Origin of the sequence: Psychroserpens mesophilus (assembly GCF_050617655.1) — a bacterium.
In the GTDB taxonomy this organism is placed as follows: domain Bacteria; phylum Bacteroidota; class Bacteroidia; order Flavobacteriales; family Flavobacteriaceae; genus Psychroserpens; species Psychroserpens mesophilus_A.
The window spans coordinates 799,123-815,737 of record NZ_JBODQC010000001.1 but is presented as its reverse complement, the minus strand read 5'-3'; the positions used below and the strand labels follow the sequence as shown (position 1 = coordinate 815,737).

10 protein-coding genes are annotated in these 16,615 nt (G+C 29.6%); 4 read left to right on the top strand and 6 right to left on the bottom strand.

The window, feature by feature from the left end; translation table 11 throughout:
- Positions 1-151: 151 nt before the first annotated feature.
- The 6 genes from ACRHNM_RS03530 to ACRHNM_RS03505 form a co-directional block, all read right to left on the bottom strand.
- Positions 152-1,606, bottom strand: coding sequence for a hypothetical protein (locus ACRHNM_RS03530; RefSeq protein WP_431133721.1), 1,455 nt, complete (start codon positions 1,604-1,606; stop codon positions 152-154).
- A 2-nt stretch (positions 1,607-1,608) separates the two neighbouring features.
- Positions 1,609-3,537 (bottom strand): T9SS sorting signal type C domain-containing protein, encoded by a 1,929-nt coding sequence (locus ACRHNM_RS03525; RefSeq protein ID WP_431133719.1) that lies wholly within the window; start codon positions 3,535-3,537, stop codon positions 1,609-1,611.
- A 33-nt stretch (positions 3,538-3,570) separates the two neighbouring features.
- A complete protein-coding gene (locus ACRHNM_RS03520) occupies positions 3,571-4,014 on the bottom strand; it encodes a response regulator (RefSeq protein WP_431133717.1) in 444 nt (147 codons plus the stop codon).
- Positions 4,007-5,869, bottom strand: coding sequence for a PAS domain S-box protein (locus ACRHNM_RS03515; protein ID WP_431133715.1), 1,863 nt, complete (start codon positions 5,867-5,869; stop codon positions 4,007-4,009). Before ACRHNM_RS03515 ends, ACRHNM_RS03520 begins: the two co-directional genes overlap by 8 nt.
- Complete coding sequence (locus ACRHNM_RS03510; RefSeq protein ID WP_431133713.1) at positions 5,853-6,266, bottom strand: hypothetical protein; 414 nt, start codon at positions 6,264-6,266, stop codon at positions 5,853-5,855. The genes ACRHNM_RS03515 and ACRHNM_RS03510 overlap by 17 nt, the downstream gene beginning before the upstream one ends.
- 200 nt (positions 6,267-6,466) lie before the next feature.
- Positions 6,467-9,730, bottom strand: a complete 3,264-nt coding sequence (locus ACRHNM_RS03505; protein ID WP_431133711.1) for a sigma 54-interacting transcriptional regulator — start codon at positions 9,728-9,730, stop codon at positions 6,467-6,469.
- 718 nt (positions 9,731-10,448) lie between these two features.
- Between ACRHNM_RS03505 and ACRHNM_RS03500 the strand changes: the two genes are divergently transcribed.
- The 4 genes from ACRHNM_RS03500 to ACRHNM_RS03485 are packed head-to-tail and all read left to right on the top strand — an operon-like array spanning position 10,449 to position 16,418.
- Positions 10,449-12,761: a sensor histidine kinase gene (locus ACRHNM_RS03500; RefSeq protein WP_431133709.1), complete on the top strand. Its 2,313-nt coding sequence runs from the start codon at positions 10,449-10,451 to the stop codon at positions 12,759-12,761.
- Positions 12,751-13,821 (top strand): hypothetical protein, encoded by a 1,071-nt coding sequence (locus tag ACRHNM_RS03495; protein WP_431133707.1) that lies wholly within the window; start codon positions 12,751-12,753, stop codon positions 13,819-13,821. The genes ACRHNM_RS03500 and ACRHNM_RS03495 overlap by 11 nt, the downstream gene beginning before the upstream one ends.
- Positions 13,814-14,524, top strand: coding sequence for a hypothetical protein (locus ACRHNM_RS03490; protein ID WP_431133705.1), 711 nt, complete (start codon positions 13,814-13,816; stop codon positions 14,522-14,524). Before ACRHNM_RS03495 ends, ACRHNM_RS03490 begins: the two co-directional genes overlap by 8 nt.
- Before the next feature lies 1 nt (position 14,525).
- Positions 14,526-16,418, top strand: a complete 1,893-nt coding sequence (locus ACRHNM_RS03485; protein WP_431133703.1) for an HsdM family class I SAM-dependent methyltransferase — start codon at positions 14,526-14,528, stop codon at positions 16,416-16,418.
- Positions 16,419-16,615: the final 197 nt, after the last annotated feature.

The window sequence follows — 16,615 nt, the reverse complement described above, 5'->3', positions numbered from 1 at the left end:
AAAAATGTCATCAAGACTTCTCTAAAACAAAAAAGCATCCCAATTTTCAATAAAGAAAAAAGGAAAGCTTTTAATAGCTCTCAGAACAACTCAAACGTTTATATTACTAAAAAAGCCAAAATTGAAGCACATTTTCAAAACAATTCTAAAATTACTTAATATCTAAATTTAAAGAGAAAACAGTGATTGAAGTAGTCCCTGAACCAGTTAATCTTTGAGCCCAAATTTCAATATAATCATTCTTTCCTAGCTCTACTGTTCCAGATATAGCATTACTCGAAATATCTGAAGTATTATTAACTCGCATTAGCGTATTAGTTTCTATCAAACTTGTGGATCCATTCTTTCTTATAAAAAAAGCATAATAATCACCAATACCACTATTCCCTCTAACTGATAGAGATGCACTTATTTTAAAAGTTCTTGTTTTATTTCCTAAATATGTAATTCGGTTATTTTGTGGTGAAGATGATCTAAACATGTTAACATCATTTGTGGTATTTGAACCTGAGTTTCCCGTTAAATTAAATGCATTACCATTAGTAACAGTTTGAACAAATCCTGTGGTGATGGTTCCATTATAATATATATTTGCAGAAGCAACTTGGTCAGTTTCTACCTTTATTCCAGGACAGTCAACGGTCCATGAATTATTGAAACTATAATCAGGATAAGTTCCTGTACTATATTTTTTAACATATTCTGTGCTTGTTCCGTTAAAGCTAACTCCAGACAGTACAGCTTTCGAAACGCTTGGATTATTACTTAAATCAATTCCTTTTGCTTCTCCATTAATAGTCATAAAACCTCCTTGTTTTTCAATGGAACTAAAAGTACCTGAATAGGTTTCATATACACCTGAATTTGTAGAAAACCAACCTGTATTACTTATAAGTAAATTATTGATGTCACTATATTCAATTCCTGAGGCATTGCCTGTAAATTGAACTATACTTAGGAATACAATTCCATAACCATCTATTACTCCTACAGAAGCGGCATTTGCTATAACAGAATCTCTTATAATTAAACTTTCTGAAGTACTACCAGTCAAATTAAAAATAGTGCCTCCAGCTAAAGTTAAGTTTTTAATAGTACCTCCTTTACTTCCTATAAACATATCTCCACTAGCTTTAATTAATTTGTCTTCGTTTGTATGCAAACCTTTTAAATAAGCATTATTTAGTTCAATTGGAAAAGTTAAGTTTATGATGCCATTAATTTCATAAACTGAATTTGAACTTAGTAAATATTTAGAGCCACCTCCAGCAGTAAGCTCATCACTTAGGTCTGCTTCAGATTTAATTAATTTGTGATTATTTCGTGTTTTAGAATCTAATTTTGTCCAAGTACTTGATTTATAAAAGTAAAAAGCATTTTCTGAAGTATCATAAACTAACAGACCATTTGCCGGATTGGAAATAGATATCCGTTCTGTAGACGTCATCCTCGGAGCCAACATTCCTTTGGTTGTTGAATCTAAATCTAACATTGCAGAAGGATCTGGATTTAAAGTCCCTATCCCAACCTGAGAGTAAAGATTAGCACTTAATAAAAATAAAGTAATTAATGTAAATGCGATTTGGTGTAATTTTTTAGTTTTCATAATTAGTAGTTTAATATTTTAGTAGTTTTTTGGGAGTTATTTGTATTTAAAACAACCAGATAAATACCTTTTGCTTCATTAAATGGAAGTTGTATTTTATTCTGATTAGTTATGTGTTCTGAGAATGATAAAATGTGCTGTCCCAAGATGTTATAGACATCAATACTTTTAATTTCAAGATGATTTGGTTTTGTTAGAACAATTTGGTTTTTACCATTATAATAAACTTGAGTTTTGTTTAGGGTTTGAGTTGTTGTATTTAAGGTTTCAGAAGGTTGAAACACTATAGAATATCTATCAAAATACTCTCCTGCAGGCAAATTAATTTCAAAATTGGAGTCATTTAAATTATAGGTTGTGTTTAATATATTATCTTTTACATAAACAATATCTGTAAAATTTTCAACCGAGTCCAGCATAAGTTGATGTGATCCTTCTTCTGTAATAATCAAGCCTAGTGGAAATTCCATATATTCTGAAAAATCATTGACGCCTTGAATACCAAAATGATTATTAATATTATCATCTATAATAAAAAACACATCATCTTCTCTTTTAACTAGCTGAATAGCGTCATAACCATTATTATAATTTAAGTCTGCTGTAGAGTCTGGCAAAAATCCTAATAATAATTGACGATGAAATCCTTCTGGATCCTCATAACCTATTCGCACATATTTATTATCAAATGACATTCTTTCGAATTGTGAATTAAAAACACGTTGCGAATTTTCAAAAACAATATTTCCTGAGGCCATTGCTTCAATAAAAAACCCTTTGCCAACTGGCACGTATTTTGAAGGCTCTGTTACTTCACCTGCATCACCAATCCCTGAAATGAGAGGTGAAGCGATGGAAGGAGGTGTGCCGCCAGTAAGGTTTCTAATAGCATAACCTCCCATATGACTTGATAAAACATGAGATGTAGAGCCACCATCAACCCAAAAATAAAGAGCTCCTGTGAGAGAGAGGTTATCATATAAAAATTCTTCTGCATCTAAAGCAGATGGATAAGGGTTGCCTAATAAAATATTTTCTCCTGAAGTAACAGGAATGTAGTAATCTCCATTATTTGGTGTTCCATAATACACATAATTTTGATTAGGCTCTGTTGTATTAGTGCCTTTCATGGTATAACCTTCTCCTGGATTCAATGTGCTAGAACTATTTAATTGTATCCAATCATAATAAGAACCTGTGGCATTAGAATATTTATAAAGCCAGCTCGTATTAATCGTCAAAGCTGTAGTTACATTACCACTAACATCTGTAACCGCAGGCAATCCATTATAAGGTGATCCAGAATTAAATAATATTTGTGTTGGGCTAAAAGGGTTATGTGATGAATCACTTCCATCAAATTTTCCTCCTAAGAGAGAAAAGGTACCTCCATTATTTACAGGTGAAGACCAATAATCGTATTGATAAGGTGATGCTTTTCCTTGTTGATCTATCAAAAGTTTTCCTGCTACATTAACATTACTATCTATGCCAGAATGACGTTGTATGAGCTGTGATTCACCATTAAGTCTTAAATCACCACTTTTAAGATTCAACGCATTTACTACCTGTAATAAAAAATCATTGGCGACAGACACACCTTTTTTATTAACTACTGTTACATCAATTTCTAAGTTAAAAAAATTGGCATTTCCGCTATCTCCTGATAAAGTTAGCAAAGTATTCTCAGCACTCTTAAAATAAGTGGTTCCGGAGGAAGCCGCAGTTAAACCATCATTAATAAAATTGCTGTTTAAATAAAAATTTCCATCACACACATGGTTTCCTGTGGTGGCATTTGTGTATTCATCTTGAAAATAAACATTGGTGCCTGATGTAATTTTAAGCGCACCTTTATTTATAATTTGTGCATTTGATAGAAAGCAAATGGCTGAGATGAAAAAAAGTATAAGTGTAGGTTTTAAATTCATAATTATAGATTTGGTTAATACTATGTTTAGGGTCTAAATTATTTTTTTGAAGTATTCATGATTTTTAAAGTTTATAGAGTTATGTGATACACTTTTAAGTTTATCAACCGTTAATGGTTTAGTAATATAACCTGAACAATAGATTTCTTTTTGAGCATTTCGGATATCGTCTGGACAACTTGAAGACGATACCATATAGATGGAAATCTTGTCTTTATTAACTAAATTTATTTTTTTAAATTCTTCTAAAAATTTAAAGCCATCCATTTCTGGCATACTCACGTCCAATAAAATAATATCTGGGATAGTTAAACATTTTATATTGGTATTTAGTTCTAGAAGTTTAAAAAAACTTATTGCTGAAATAGCATTGTTAAAAACCCTAGTTTTAATAGTAGAGTCGTACTTTTCAATAATTCTTTGATTGACAAATAAATCAATTTTATTGTCATCGATTAACATTATATTTTCAACCATTTTTTTTGGTATTTTCTATTAGGTTTGGCAATATTATTTCGAACGAAGTGCCTTTATTTATTACACTTTTGACTATTATATCTCCATTAAATTCTTCTACAATTCGCTTAACAACATAAAGACCAAGCCCTGATCCTCTGGGATTTGTATTACGAACTCTGAAATAGAGATCAAAAACTTTATTAATATGGTCTTTTTTGATTCCAAGTCCATTATCGGAAATCACTATAGAGACTTCTTTATTTGTAGGCTTAACAGACACATCTATTGTAGGAGAATTAGTTTTAGGTTTAGAAAAACAAATAGCATTTTGTATGAGGTTTTGAAAAATGAAATCTAAAAGTTCATTATTAAAATAGAAGTCGCTTGATTGCTCTATATCAATATTGAATACTATATCATCAAATTGTTCCATTCTATTTGAAACAGCTAAGGTGTTTTCTATTATATTTTCAAAATCAACAGGTGTTATATCTCTCCTCTTTTCGCATATAATGGATGCAAATGCCATATCATCCAATAGATCTCTTCCTTTTTCAAAAGTTTCAATTAACATATTAACTAAAACTGAAACTTTATCATTAAGCTTTTCTTCCTTTAATAGAAGTAAAAGACCTTCAGCTGAAGTTAGTGGTGCTTTTAAATCATGAGCAGATCGATATAAAAACAACTCCAAATCTTTGGTCGTTTTCATTAATTTTTCTTCTAACTTTTTTCGTTTTGAAATATCGAGCATAATGGCGCAGTAGAATTTTTCTTTTCCATTATTCCAATGGCTCATCGTGAATTCTACAGGAAACTCTTCTCCATTTTTTCTTAGTCCGAGCATCTCAATATTTCCACCATATAAATTGTTGTCAAGCTTATCTTTTACTTTTAAAAGCTCCTTTATGCCATTATTGATTTCTTTCTTTGAAATTAATATGGATAAATGTTCACCAATAATTTCAGAATCTGTATATCCAAATGCTCTTTCGGCTCCTTCGTTCCACTCAATAATTTTTCCTTTACTGTTAGCCACAACTATAATCCCAACATTTATGGATTGAAATATGTTACTGTATTTTGTTTCTACCGCTTTGAGTTGTTTGTTAACCTTTACACTATTCTTTTGTTTCTTTGATTTTAATATGGCATAAATGACCTCATTTTGAAGGTTAAATACAGGTTTTATTTTAGTGATATAAAACGCTTGATTTCCTTTTGAAGTTAAACCAACCGATTGATAACTGCTTGTTTTTCCTTGAAGGAAAACCTTATCTATTCGTTTTTTAAAGCAATCAACATGTAATGGATTTACAAAGTCGTAAACAAATAATCCGAGGACACTATTATCGGTATGGTTTAACTCAACTTGTGATGTGTTAAAAATTTTTCCATTTCTGGTAATAAACAACTCCTCCTTAGTGATATCTCCAATAAGTCGTTTTTCATTACTATGAGTTGAATCGTAATCTTTTTCTACACTGTAAAAATTAGTGATATCCTTACTGTTTGTTATGTACTTAATAACCTCTCCACTACTGTTTTTTATTGGAGTAATAGTGGTCTCTAACCAATAGTTTTTATCATTTTTACCTTCGTGAAACAATATGCCGTTCCATTCTTTTCCAGCTTGAATTACCGACCAAATTTTCCAAAAAAGTTCTCTAGAATGAATTAGAGATCTCATCAATTGGCTCGCTGGCATTTCAATATCCTTTTTTGAAACACCCAAAATTTTTGAAAAGTTATCATTAGAGTAAAGGATTCTGCCGTTAGCATCAAAAACAGATATTATCAAATGATTTTTTAAAGTTTTTAAAAGATCAGTATCGTGGATGTTATAACATTCACTATTAGTCATGTTGGGCATACAATTTATTTTTAGATTCTATACAAGCGGCTAAAGCATCATCAAAACTCTCAAAAATTTGAACATTAAAGTTCTTTAAATAAATTCTGTTATAAGAAGCTACAAGCAATTTGCTATGTAATGTATTTACAACAAAAGCATGAAGAGTTATTGTTTTAATAATGATACTTTTAGCAAGAGTTTTTGCTGCATCGGGTGAAAAATTCCCAGTAAAATCACAAGCATCAATAAGGAAAGGTAAAGGTTGACCTTTAGTGAGTTTCTTTATTTTTAGAATATAGATTTTAGCGGTATCTACTGAAATATGACAAGTTGTTTGATTGAACTTACAGAACAGTATATCATCTTTCATCCAAAATTCTACGTTTTCAGATTCGTTTTGATTAAGTCTTTTCATGCATTAACATTTTTATAGCTTTTGGGCAAAAACCAAATGCCAAGATATATGCCAAACGAAAAAAGACCTACATAAAAAAATGTATCTACTTAATAATCAGACATAAAAACATGTATAAAAAAAATACAGAAAAATTATATGGCACGGAATACCGAAGAAAATATTCGACGAACGAAAACATCACGGAATACCGTGACTTTTTATGGTTTTTCAATTTTCAATTTTTTTATTCTGTCTCTCAGCGTACTGGGTTTTATTTGAAGTAATGTTGCAGCACCTTCCGAACCACCTATTTTCCAGTTACATTTTTTGAGGATTTTTTTGATATGAATTCTTTGAACATCATCAAGAGATAACGCTGTGGAAGAAATTAAGGATTTTTTTGCTGATGACTGAAAGTTGGGGATGATGAGCTTTTCTTCCTTAGACAAAATTACAGCTCGCTCCATAAGGTTTTCTAATTCTCTTATGTTTCCTGGCCAACTGTAGGATTTTAAACTGGTTTTAGCGCTTTCTGATATGTACTTAATAGTTTTATTATATAGCTTGCTGTATTTGTTTACAAAATGATCAATTAAAATTGGAATATCTTCAACTCGCTCTCTTAACGGCGGAATAGTTATAGGAAATACATTAATTCTGAAATACAAGTCTTCACGGAAATTCTTTTCTTTTATTTCCTTTTTAAGATCTCGATTTGTGGCTGCAATAATTCTTATATCTACTTTTAGTGTTTTATTTCCACCTATTGGCTCTATTTCTGACTCCTGTATAGCTCTTAATAGTTTGGGTTGCATTTCTAAGGGTAATTCACCTATCTCATCTAAAAATAAAGTTCCGCCATCTGCCAACTCAAATTTCCCAGGCTTATCATTAATAGCTCCTGTAAAAGCCCCCTTTTTATGACCAAAAAATTCACTTTCAATTAATTCTTTGGGAATGGCTGCACAATTAACCTTTATTAAAGGCTTGCTCATTCTTGCACTCGTATTATGGATTGCCCTTGCCAATAACTCCTTACCTGTTCCAGATTCGCCTAACAGCAGAACTGTTGCATTAGTTGCTGCGACCCGTTCTACGTCTGTTAAAACTTGACTAAATGATTTGCTTCCGTAAACCATTTCTTCATAATTAAAAGACAAATCAATTTCTTCACGTAAATACGTGTTTTCCTGTTCTAATTCCTTTTTATATTTATTTAATTCAGAATTAAGTTTTAAAAGTTTTTCATTGGTTTTAGTTAATTGGTTTTCTGCTGCTATACGTTCTCTACTTTCAACCATAAGTGAAATAATATTTGCAATTGAGGTTGCAAAGTTTTCTTCCTCGTCGGAATACGTTCTTTCATCACTATAACTTTCAAAACTTATTAAACCATAACGCTTATTCTTGCTATGAATAACTGCGTCAAGACGTGATATCGTTTTCACATCAATATTAAACGCTTTGGAATAGGCTTTTGTTATTGAATGACTGTTAATATCACTAATATTTAAAATAGATTTGTCGCCTAAGGCCTTAAAATATTCGGGGAAATCAGTTTTATTTATTACCAAAATATCATCATCTAAAATTTCTTTTTTAGAATTATAATACACCTTACTTAAGAGCTGTTCTTCATCGTTTTTAAATTTCCAAATTGATACCTGATCTACGTTTAAAACTTCGGAAGACACTTTAGCAGTATGTTTAAGGGTAGACATATAGTCTTGACCAATCATAGATACTAGTTTAGAGATAGCCTCTTTTCGCTTTCGTGAAACCTCAGCGCGTTTCTTTAATAATCTTTCTTCCTTTTTCCGTTCAGAAATATCTGTTATAGTGGCAAAATACGCCAAGTTTTCTCCTTTTTTATCTTTTATAAATGAGAATGCTAAGGACACAGGAAATCGCTCTCCATTTTTTCGCATGTAAATTAATTCTCTTGTCTTGTATTCACCATTTTTAAAGCCATAAAAAGCCTCAATTATTTTGTCATGGTATTCTGGTGGCCAATATTTAAAAGGCGGCTGATCCCCTATTAATTCTTTCTTGGTAAATCCAGTCATTGTACACAATGCTTGATTAACCCGAATTAATTTTTCATCTAAATCCACTACAGATAACCCTTCCATCAAAGAACCTACTAATTCTTCTGAGAACTCTTTTTCTAAAAGTAGTTTTGTTTCGGTTTTTTTACGCTCAAAGTTTTCTGTTGCGAAAGTGACAATACTTCCAATGGTTATTGCAAACTCTTCCTCTTCAACAGTCCATTTTCTAGGATCACCTATATGTTCAAAGCAAATGATTCCAAAATACCCATCAGCACCATTGATAAACACATCCAAACTGGAAGATATACCCATAGGCTTTAAATACTCATTAATAAAATCTTCATTCAAATCACTATTTGATACGTCATCAATCTTTACTACATTTTGCTTATAGAGCGTTTTAAAGTAATTAGGACAATCTTTAACATAAATTGTGGTATCATTTTTAAATGTATCAGGATCTAAATGAAAGTCGTTTTGGCATTGAATTGCTGATTGGTCTTCGTTAAATTTCCATACACTTACTCTTTTTACATCTAAAACTTTAGCACAAATAGATGTAACATCTTTAAGCAATTCACTAAACTCTTTACCTATTGAGCCAACCAATTTTAAAATTGCATCTTTTTTTTGTAATGATTTTTTAGAAATGTTTTTTAACTCCTTTTGATAGTTCACACTATCTGTAGCATCAATTATAACTTCAAGTAAGAATGCCTCTCCATTAAGAAAGATTTTTTCGTAATTAATTACAGCATACTTCTTTTCTCCAGATTTAGTCATAAGTGTAGCATTATTTAAAGCGTATGATGAGATCTTACCTGATTGAATCATGCGCATAAAATCTAAATCAACCAACCTGTAAAATTTTAGTTTTTCTGGATTTTGATCTAATGTGAAGTCTCTTTTAAAGCCTGTATAGTTTTCCCAGGATTCATTAACATCTGTATAATGAAGCTCTTTAAGATTTAATATTGATTTTGGCAGTGGACTGTTTTTAAAAAACCATTTATAACTCAAATCCTTAGTAAGGAAATATTGAATATCTGCATGATTTAAACTGAATAACCACAGATAGTAGGATTGCTTACTTTCGGAGTCTTCAATTAATGACATAGAACAAATTAAGTTTTGTTCAACACCATCTTTTCTATAAAAATCAATAGAACCTTCCCAGTGATTATCTTTTGTGATTGTTTTCCACCAATGCTTTGAAAAATATCCTTCCAATAAAACTGATGAATTAAGTAACTTGAGGTTGGAAGACAATAATTCTGCTTCATCCAAACCTAATAATAAACAAAAAGAATTACTTACATATACAAATTCCCCATGTAAATCTGTAAGACAAATTAAAGCATTTTCATTAAGTATCTTATTGAATTTATTTGGGTTAACACCGCTCAATATTTCTTTTAACTGAATACTCATCTTACTAGGATTTATAGGTTAGGCAAAGGCAAGTACAAAACTTGGAAGAAATAAACAGAGATAGTTAATAGCTATAAATAGAAATAGGGTAATACAATGAGGGAATAAAGGAAAGTACAATAGGGATAATCTACTTTAATAGATTTAATGTGCTCTTAATTATATTTTGTCTTACTCAAATTTGCAAATACCTAATTTAAAAATATGAAAATTTGTTTAGTTTTCAAAAAAAAGTGACGAGATTCCTCTAAGCAATTAAAATATATAATCTTTATTAATCTCATAAAAACAAAAAAGCATCCCTATTTTCTTATTCAGAAAAAAGGAAAGCTTCTCATCGGTAAGAACTCAACAACATTGAGTTTCTCACAACTCTAGGATTGCTCCTAGAACAACACAACTATTTTTATTGCTTAAAAAAAGCTCCAATTTCTTAGAGCTTTAGTGTTGCAATTTTTAAGCGGTCTGGACGGGACTCGAACCCGCGCTTATAACTAGCTAAAAATCAACCTTAATTTAGATACAAATCAAAATAATAGTCTTTATTTAATATGTTAGCTAAATAGTAGCGTACCGTTCAAACTTGTTTTAGTCAAAATATTATGAAGCCAATTATACACTACAAATCAACCTTTGTTATATAAAAGATGATTATATTTATTGCTGTAAATTAAAATTCCTTTTTTGTAGGTTTTGACCTGCCATTTTACATTAAAACATGACCGAACAAAGAATTAGAGAAGAACTTTCAAAAACTTTAAGCCAAGATCCAAACAACTACAGCAGAATAATGGAGTTGTCCTCTAAGTTGGCAAGTTTTGATAAAGATAACGTGAGATTTAGTGTTGATGCTGGTGTCATTGATAGATTAGGAACAGAATTAGTAGCGAGACAAGAAACAGCTGTATCTGAATTAGTTAAAAACTCATATGATGCTGATGCTTTAAAGGTTATTTTGAAGTTTGAAGATTCAGACTCAATTGGAGGGACTCTTTTCATTGAGGATGATGGACTTGGAATGACTAAAGAACAGTTGGTTAATGGTTTTATGAGGATATCCTCTACAGATAAATTACGCAATCCACTTTCTGAAAGATATAATAGAAAACGAGCAGGTCAAAAAGGTATTGGACGATTTGCTGTACAACGTTTAGGTGAGAAACTAACTATAACCACGCAAACATTAGAAAATGATTTTGCATTGGTTTTAACTATAAATTGGAATAAATATCAAGGAGATGTAGACTTAATAAATATTACTAATAAAATAATTACTACTCCTAAAAGAAAAGAAGAAGGTACAATCTTAAAAATTGAAGGATTAAAAGATCGGTGGACACAAGCAGCAATAAAACGTATTTATAGGTACGTAAGTGAGATTATTCAACCTTTTCCTTTGTCTGAATTAGAGGAAAACAAAAATAGTAGTGATGAAATTATTGATCCAGGGTTTAAAACAGTTTTTAAAAAATTAGATAATAATAAGTCAATAATAATTGCTGATGAATCTAAAATGATTTATGACCATGCATTAGCAGAAATTGATGGATGGATTGATGATAAAGGATTAGGTATATACTCTATTAAAAGTGAACTTTTAGGTATTGAGGAATATGGTGAAATAGGGAGTGATCCAGATGATATGTCTATTCCTTTTTCTCAGCTAAAAAAAGTTAGATTTAAAGCTTATTATTATATATATAATAAAGGGCTTATTCCAAAAATGCATGAAACCAATATTAAAAATTTATCTAAAGTTTCTGGAGGAATTAGATTATATAGAAATGGATTTAGAGTATTACCTTATGGAGAGCCAAAAAATGATTGGTTAAAATTAGATGCTTCTGCTAATCAACGCTCATTTTTACCCGTCCATAGTAATAATAACTTTTTTGGATTTGTGGAATTAACTGATACGGAAAAAGTATTCAATGAAACTTCAAGTAGAGAAGGATTAATGGAAAATGAAGCATTAATTCAACTCCAAAATTTCATTTATAGGACAATAATGACATCAGTAATAAAAGTTGCTGAGGTAAGAAATGTGAAAATTGTTTCTGGACAACAAAAGGAAGGCAAACTTTATGAAAAAATAGAAGTCCGTATTAAAGATATTGCCCATACATTAGAAGCTTTAGATTTAGAACTAGAAAAAGAAGAAGGTAGCCTTCAAATAAAAAGAAAAAGAAGAAAGAAAATTCAAAAACTAAAAAAAGATATTGAACAGGTCGCAAAATTACATAAAGAAGAAACAGGCAAAATGCTAAAGGAAAAATCAATGCTTCGTGTTTTAAGTAGCGTTGGTATTACAATTGGTCAATTTATACATGAAGTAAGAGATTATGTAAGTAGTATGGAATCAGATGTCAAGTTTCTTTTAGAGAAGCTGCGTTCTGATGCTGTTTTAACTGAGAGACTTCTGATTTTAGACAAAAATATTACAACCTTTAAAAGTTACACATCATATTTTGATAATGTAATTTCACAAAATGTAATTCGAGAATTAATACCTATTGAAATTCAGAATAGAGCGGAATATTTTTGGAAATCAATTCATAATGATGCCCTTAAAAGCGATATTAAGTTTGAAATTCCGATAAGAAATGGTGCATATTTATATACTAGACCTATGCACCCATCTGAATGGTCTTCAATACTATTTAATTTTTACACCAATGCTAAAAAGGCAATAAAAAGAACGGAAAAACCAGGAGAAATAAAAATAGAATGTGGTTTAAGTGATAACAATATATACTTAGAATTTTCAGATACAGGAGATGGAATTTCTGAAGAAAATGAAGAAAAAATTTTTGATGAATTTTTTACCACTACTTCCCCAAACACTCTAGAAGAAATTGACTCGAGTAACGAAATAACAGGAACTGGATTAGGACTGAAAATAGTAAAAGATATAGTTTCAAGCTATAAAGGAAGTATACAAGTAGTATCTCCTAAAGAAGGTTTTAATACTTGTATTAGGGTCGAAATCCCTAAAGCAACAGATAAAGAATTAGACGATTATGGGTTATAAAATATTATACATAGACGATTTAGAAACTAAAAGTCGTGAAAAAGACATTCAAAACTTGGGATATGAAGTAAAACTTTACAATCCTACTTCAAACATAAATGATTTATTTGAAGCACTAGACACAGACACAAAAGCCTGTGTATTAGACTACAGACTTACTAAAGGAAAAAATAATGCTTGTTTTGATGCTCCAACTATAGCGCAAACACTCAGAACTAAGCATAAAAATGACTTGAAAGATTTTCCTTTGATTTTAATGTCAAATGAAGGAATTAAGGTTAGAGAATTTGATAAAGATTTAACGAGTCAAGATTTATTTGATTTTGTTTTAACTAAAGAAGAATTTGGAAAAGACAAGACCAATTTTAAAAGTAAATTAGACTCTTTTGTAAAGTCATACGAAACCATTGTAGAACATAAATTTGATTTAAAAAAAATAATTGAATTTGATGAGGATTATACATTACACTCAAGAATTAAATCAGATGTAGCATCTATTGGCAGAAACTTATTTACACTTTGTAGTTTTATTTATTATGATCTTGTTAGACCAATAGGGATAATGATTGGTGAAGACGTGCTTTCTGCAAGACTTGGCGTTTCGAAAGAGTCTGAAGATTGGGAGAAATTATTAAAAATAATCAACACCAGTATTTATTCTGGCATATTTTCAGAATATCACACTCGTTGGTGGATGTATAAAATTAATATTTGGTGGAATGAAAAAATAAGTTCAGAGGTCTCATTAAGAAGCTTGAATGCAGAAAATAGAGTTGAATTATTAAAATTAAAACTAGGTTTAAAAAACTTAACACCATTGAATAAAACAAAGTACTCTCTTAGCTCTGATTTTTGGACAATTTGCAAACACTCAAGACAGCCTTTAGACCCATTTGATGGTATAGAATTACTTAAAGACTATTTACCTTGGCAGGAAAAGGAATATATTTCAATTGAATCAGCTTTGGCAGGTGCGATGGATGAATATAAAAATCAAATAAGTAATATTGATAAAAAAGCTATTCGTGATATTGTAAAAAAAGAAAGTAAAAATGGATAGTTGGGATTTAAGAAATTTTAGGCAAGACCTTAGTAAGTTCTTAGAAATTGTTGATAATCACCAAATTGGAGATTTTAGACCTCTACATATTTTATTAGGGAAAATGGATTCATTGACGTCTTTTAAATACGAACTCAAGGATATTATATTTCATTTAAAAAAAAGGATTTCAGGTACTATGCCAGAAACTTTGAATAAGTATAAAATAACTTTTGATAATACTATAAATCTTAATAATAAAGATTGTTCAATAAATGATAATATAAATAAATATTTATTTGAGTTAAATATAGATTCTTATGCAAGTATAGATGGAGTTGATGGAAAACCTTACAAAAGTTGTTGGCATTTAGATAAACATGAAGAAAGTTCGGTGTCAAAATACACACACCCCACATATCATTTTCATTTTGGTGGAAATTATATTGAAGGGTTAAATACTGGTGATATTTCGATTTTTTCTTGTCCTAGATTGCCACATCCTCCAATGGATATTTTTTTAGGATTCCATTTTATAATATCTAATTTTTATAGTTCTAAAGAATACCCCTTTGTAAATGAGTTAAAAGGAAATGACGATTACAGATTAATTATAAAAAGAGCACAAAAAAGATTATGGGTACCATATTTCAAAGCATTTGATTCAAAAAACACACATCAAGATTTTACAATGAATAAGATTTTCCCCCTGTACTTAAGCTAAAATGAATCAAAATATATTAAAATACCTTAAAACCTATTCTTACAAAGTTTGGGATATAAATCGTTTACTAGTTTCCTCTTTTTTAATTTCAAACAAAATTTATTATGTAAAAAATAAACTAATAAAGAGCTACATTATTAGTGACTCTGATGTTAATGAGCAAAGGCAGTTAAATGAATTTTTATTTCATTTAAGAAGTATTGATTTCAATATTGAAGAATTGTTAGAACTTTTTGAATTTGTTATTTCACCAGAGGATAAAGAAATAAATGGAGCAGTATTTACACCAAATTATATAAGAGAATTCATTATTTCAGAAACAATTAATAAGTATCAAAATGGAAATATTGCTAATGCTAAATTTGGTGATATTGCATGTGGTTGTGGTGGTTTTTTTAAAACTATAGTAGATAAATTAAAATTAGAAACTGATAAAACTTATTATCAAATTTTTAAAGAAAATATTTATGGTGTAGACATTCAAAATTACAGTATTGAAAGAACTAAAATATTGTTGAGTTTATATGCTATATTGAATGGTGAAGACAGAACTAGTTTTGAATTCAATTTGTTTCAAGGTAACTCTTTAAGTTTTGATTGGAATTCAGTAAAGAAAATTAAAAAAAATAAAGGTTTTGATATTATTGTTGGTAATCCTCCTTATGTAGGTTCCTCTAAAATAGATAATAAAACTAAACTTCTATTAAAAAAGTGGAGTGTTTCCGCTTCAGGCAAATCAGATTTATATATTCCTTTTTTTGAAATTGGAATGGAAAACTTAAATCCATCTGGAGTACTAGGCTACATAACTGTTAATACATTTTACAAAAGCCTCAATGGTAGATCAGTTAGAAACTATTTTTCAAAAAACAGCTTTGACTTGACAATAATTGATTTTAGAGGAGAACAATTATTTAAAAATCGTTCTACTTATACTTGTATTTGTATAATAGGCAAAACTCCGTCAACAAAAGTTAAGTACATAAAAAGTGCTAGTAAAAATATTAGTTCTCTAAAAAAGAGAGATTATATAAGCATTTTATATTCGAATTTAAATGATTTTGATGGTTGGTACTTAATTAGTGAGAAAACGAGAAAAGTCATATCTATAATAGAAAATACTGGAAAACAATTAGGTAATAAATTTGAAATACGTAATGGTTTTGCAACACTAAAAAACAATGTTTATGTATTTAAACCCACAAACGAAACAGAGGATTATTTTCATCTAGTAAAAGATGGTAGAGAATTTAAAATTGAAAGAGGAATTTGTCGAAATGCAATTAAACCAAATACTTTAAAATTAGAATCTCAAATTAATGAACATACTGATAAACTAATTTTTCCTTATCAAATAATTTTAAGTAATGATAATTTATTTAATGAAAATAAAGGAGTGCTTGAAATTATGACTGAAGATGTTTTAGAATCAGAATTCCCTTTTGCTTATGAGTATTTATTAACTCAAAAAGAAATTCTATCAAAAAGAGATAAAGGCAGCAGAGATTATGAGAAGTGGTATGCTTTTGGTAGAAATCAAGCACTTACACTAAATGGTTATAAATTACTTCTTCCATATATAACAAATGAACCTTGTTTTGTCTTCTCAGAAGATCAGGACTTACTTTTTTATAATGGTTATGCCATTCTATCTGATTCTAAAGAGGAATTAGTTGTTTTACAGAAGATTTTAATGTCAAAGATATTTTGGTTTTATATAGAAAATACAAGCAAACCATATACCGGTAATTACTTTTCAGTAGCAAAAAATTATATTAAGAACTTTGGAGTATGTAATTTGACTGAACTTGAAAAACAAGAACTACTAAGCTTAAATGATAAAGATAAAATTGATGATTATTTAATTCTTAAATATGGCATTAATTTAGATTAATTTTTCAATTTACTAGATATTTTAATTATCTCTTATCTTCACTTAGAAAATTGTGCTTCTAAAGAAACAGTAATTTAAAAATCACGGTCTTGACTACTCCACAAGATTATAATTCAAATAACTTTTATGTACGTAGTTCTACGTATTGACATATAGAATTAATTTGTTGAGATTTGTAATTCAAATTAAAAGTTAAG

Excerpts from the sequence above, each read along its gene's own strand:
- ACRHNM_RS03530 (WP_431133721.1), bottom strand. The coding sequence starts at position 1,606 with ATGAAAACTAAAAAATTACACCAAATCGCATTTACATTAATTACTTTA.
- ACRHNM_RS03525 (WP_431133719.1), bottom strand. The coding sequence starts at position 3,537 with ATGAATTTAAAACCTACACTTATACTTTTTTTCATCTCAGCCATTTGC.
- ACRHNM_RS03500 (WP_431133709.1), top strand. The coding sequence starts at position 10,449 with ATGACCGAACAAAGAATTAGAGAAGAACTTTCAAAAACTTTAAGCCAA.
- ACRHNM_RS03505 (WP_431133711.1), bottom strand. The coding sequence starts at position 9,730 with ATGAGTATTCAGTTAAAAGAAATATTGAGCGGTGTTAACCCAAATAAA.
- ACRHNM_RS03490 (WP_431133705.1), top strand. The coding sequence starts at position 13,814 with ATGGATAGTTGGGATTTAAGAAATTTTAGGCAAGACCTTAGTAAGTTC.
- ACRHNM_RS03495 (WP_431133707.1), top strand. The coding sequence starts at position 12,751 with ATGGGTTATAAAATATTATACATAGACGATTTAGAAACTAAAAGTCGT.
- ACRHNM_RS03485 (WP_431133703.1), top strand. The coding sequence starts at position 14,526 with ATGAATCAAAATATATTAAAATACCTTAAAACCTATTCTTACAAAGTT.
- ACRHNM_RS03520 (WP_431133717.1), bottom strand. The coding sequence starts at position 4,014 with ATGGTTGAAAATATAATGTTAATCGATGACAATAAAATTGATTTATTT.
- ACRHNM_RS03510 (WP_431133713.1), bottom strand. The coding sequence starts at position 6,266 with ATGAAAAGACTTAATCAAAACGAATCTGAAAACGTAGAATTTTGGATG.
- ACRHNM_RS03515 (WP_431133715.1), bottom strand. The coding sequence starts at position 5,869 with ATGCCCAACATGACTAATAGTGAATGTTATAACATCCACGATACTGAT.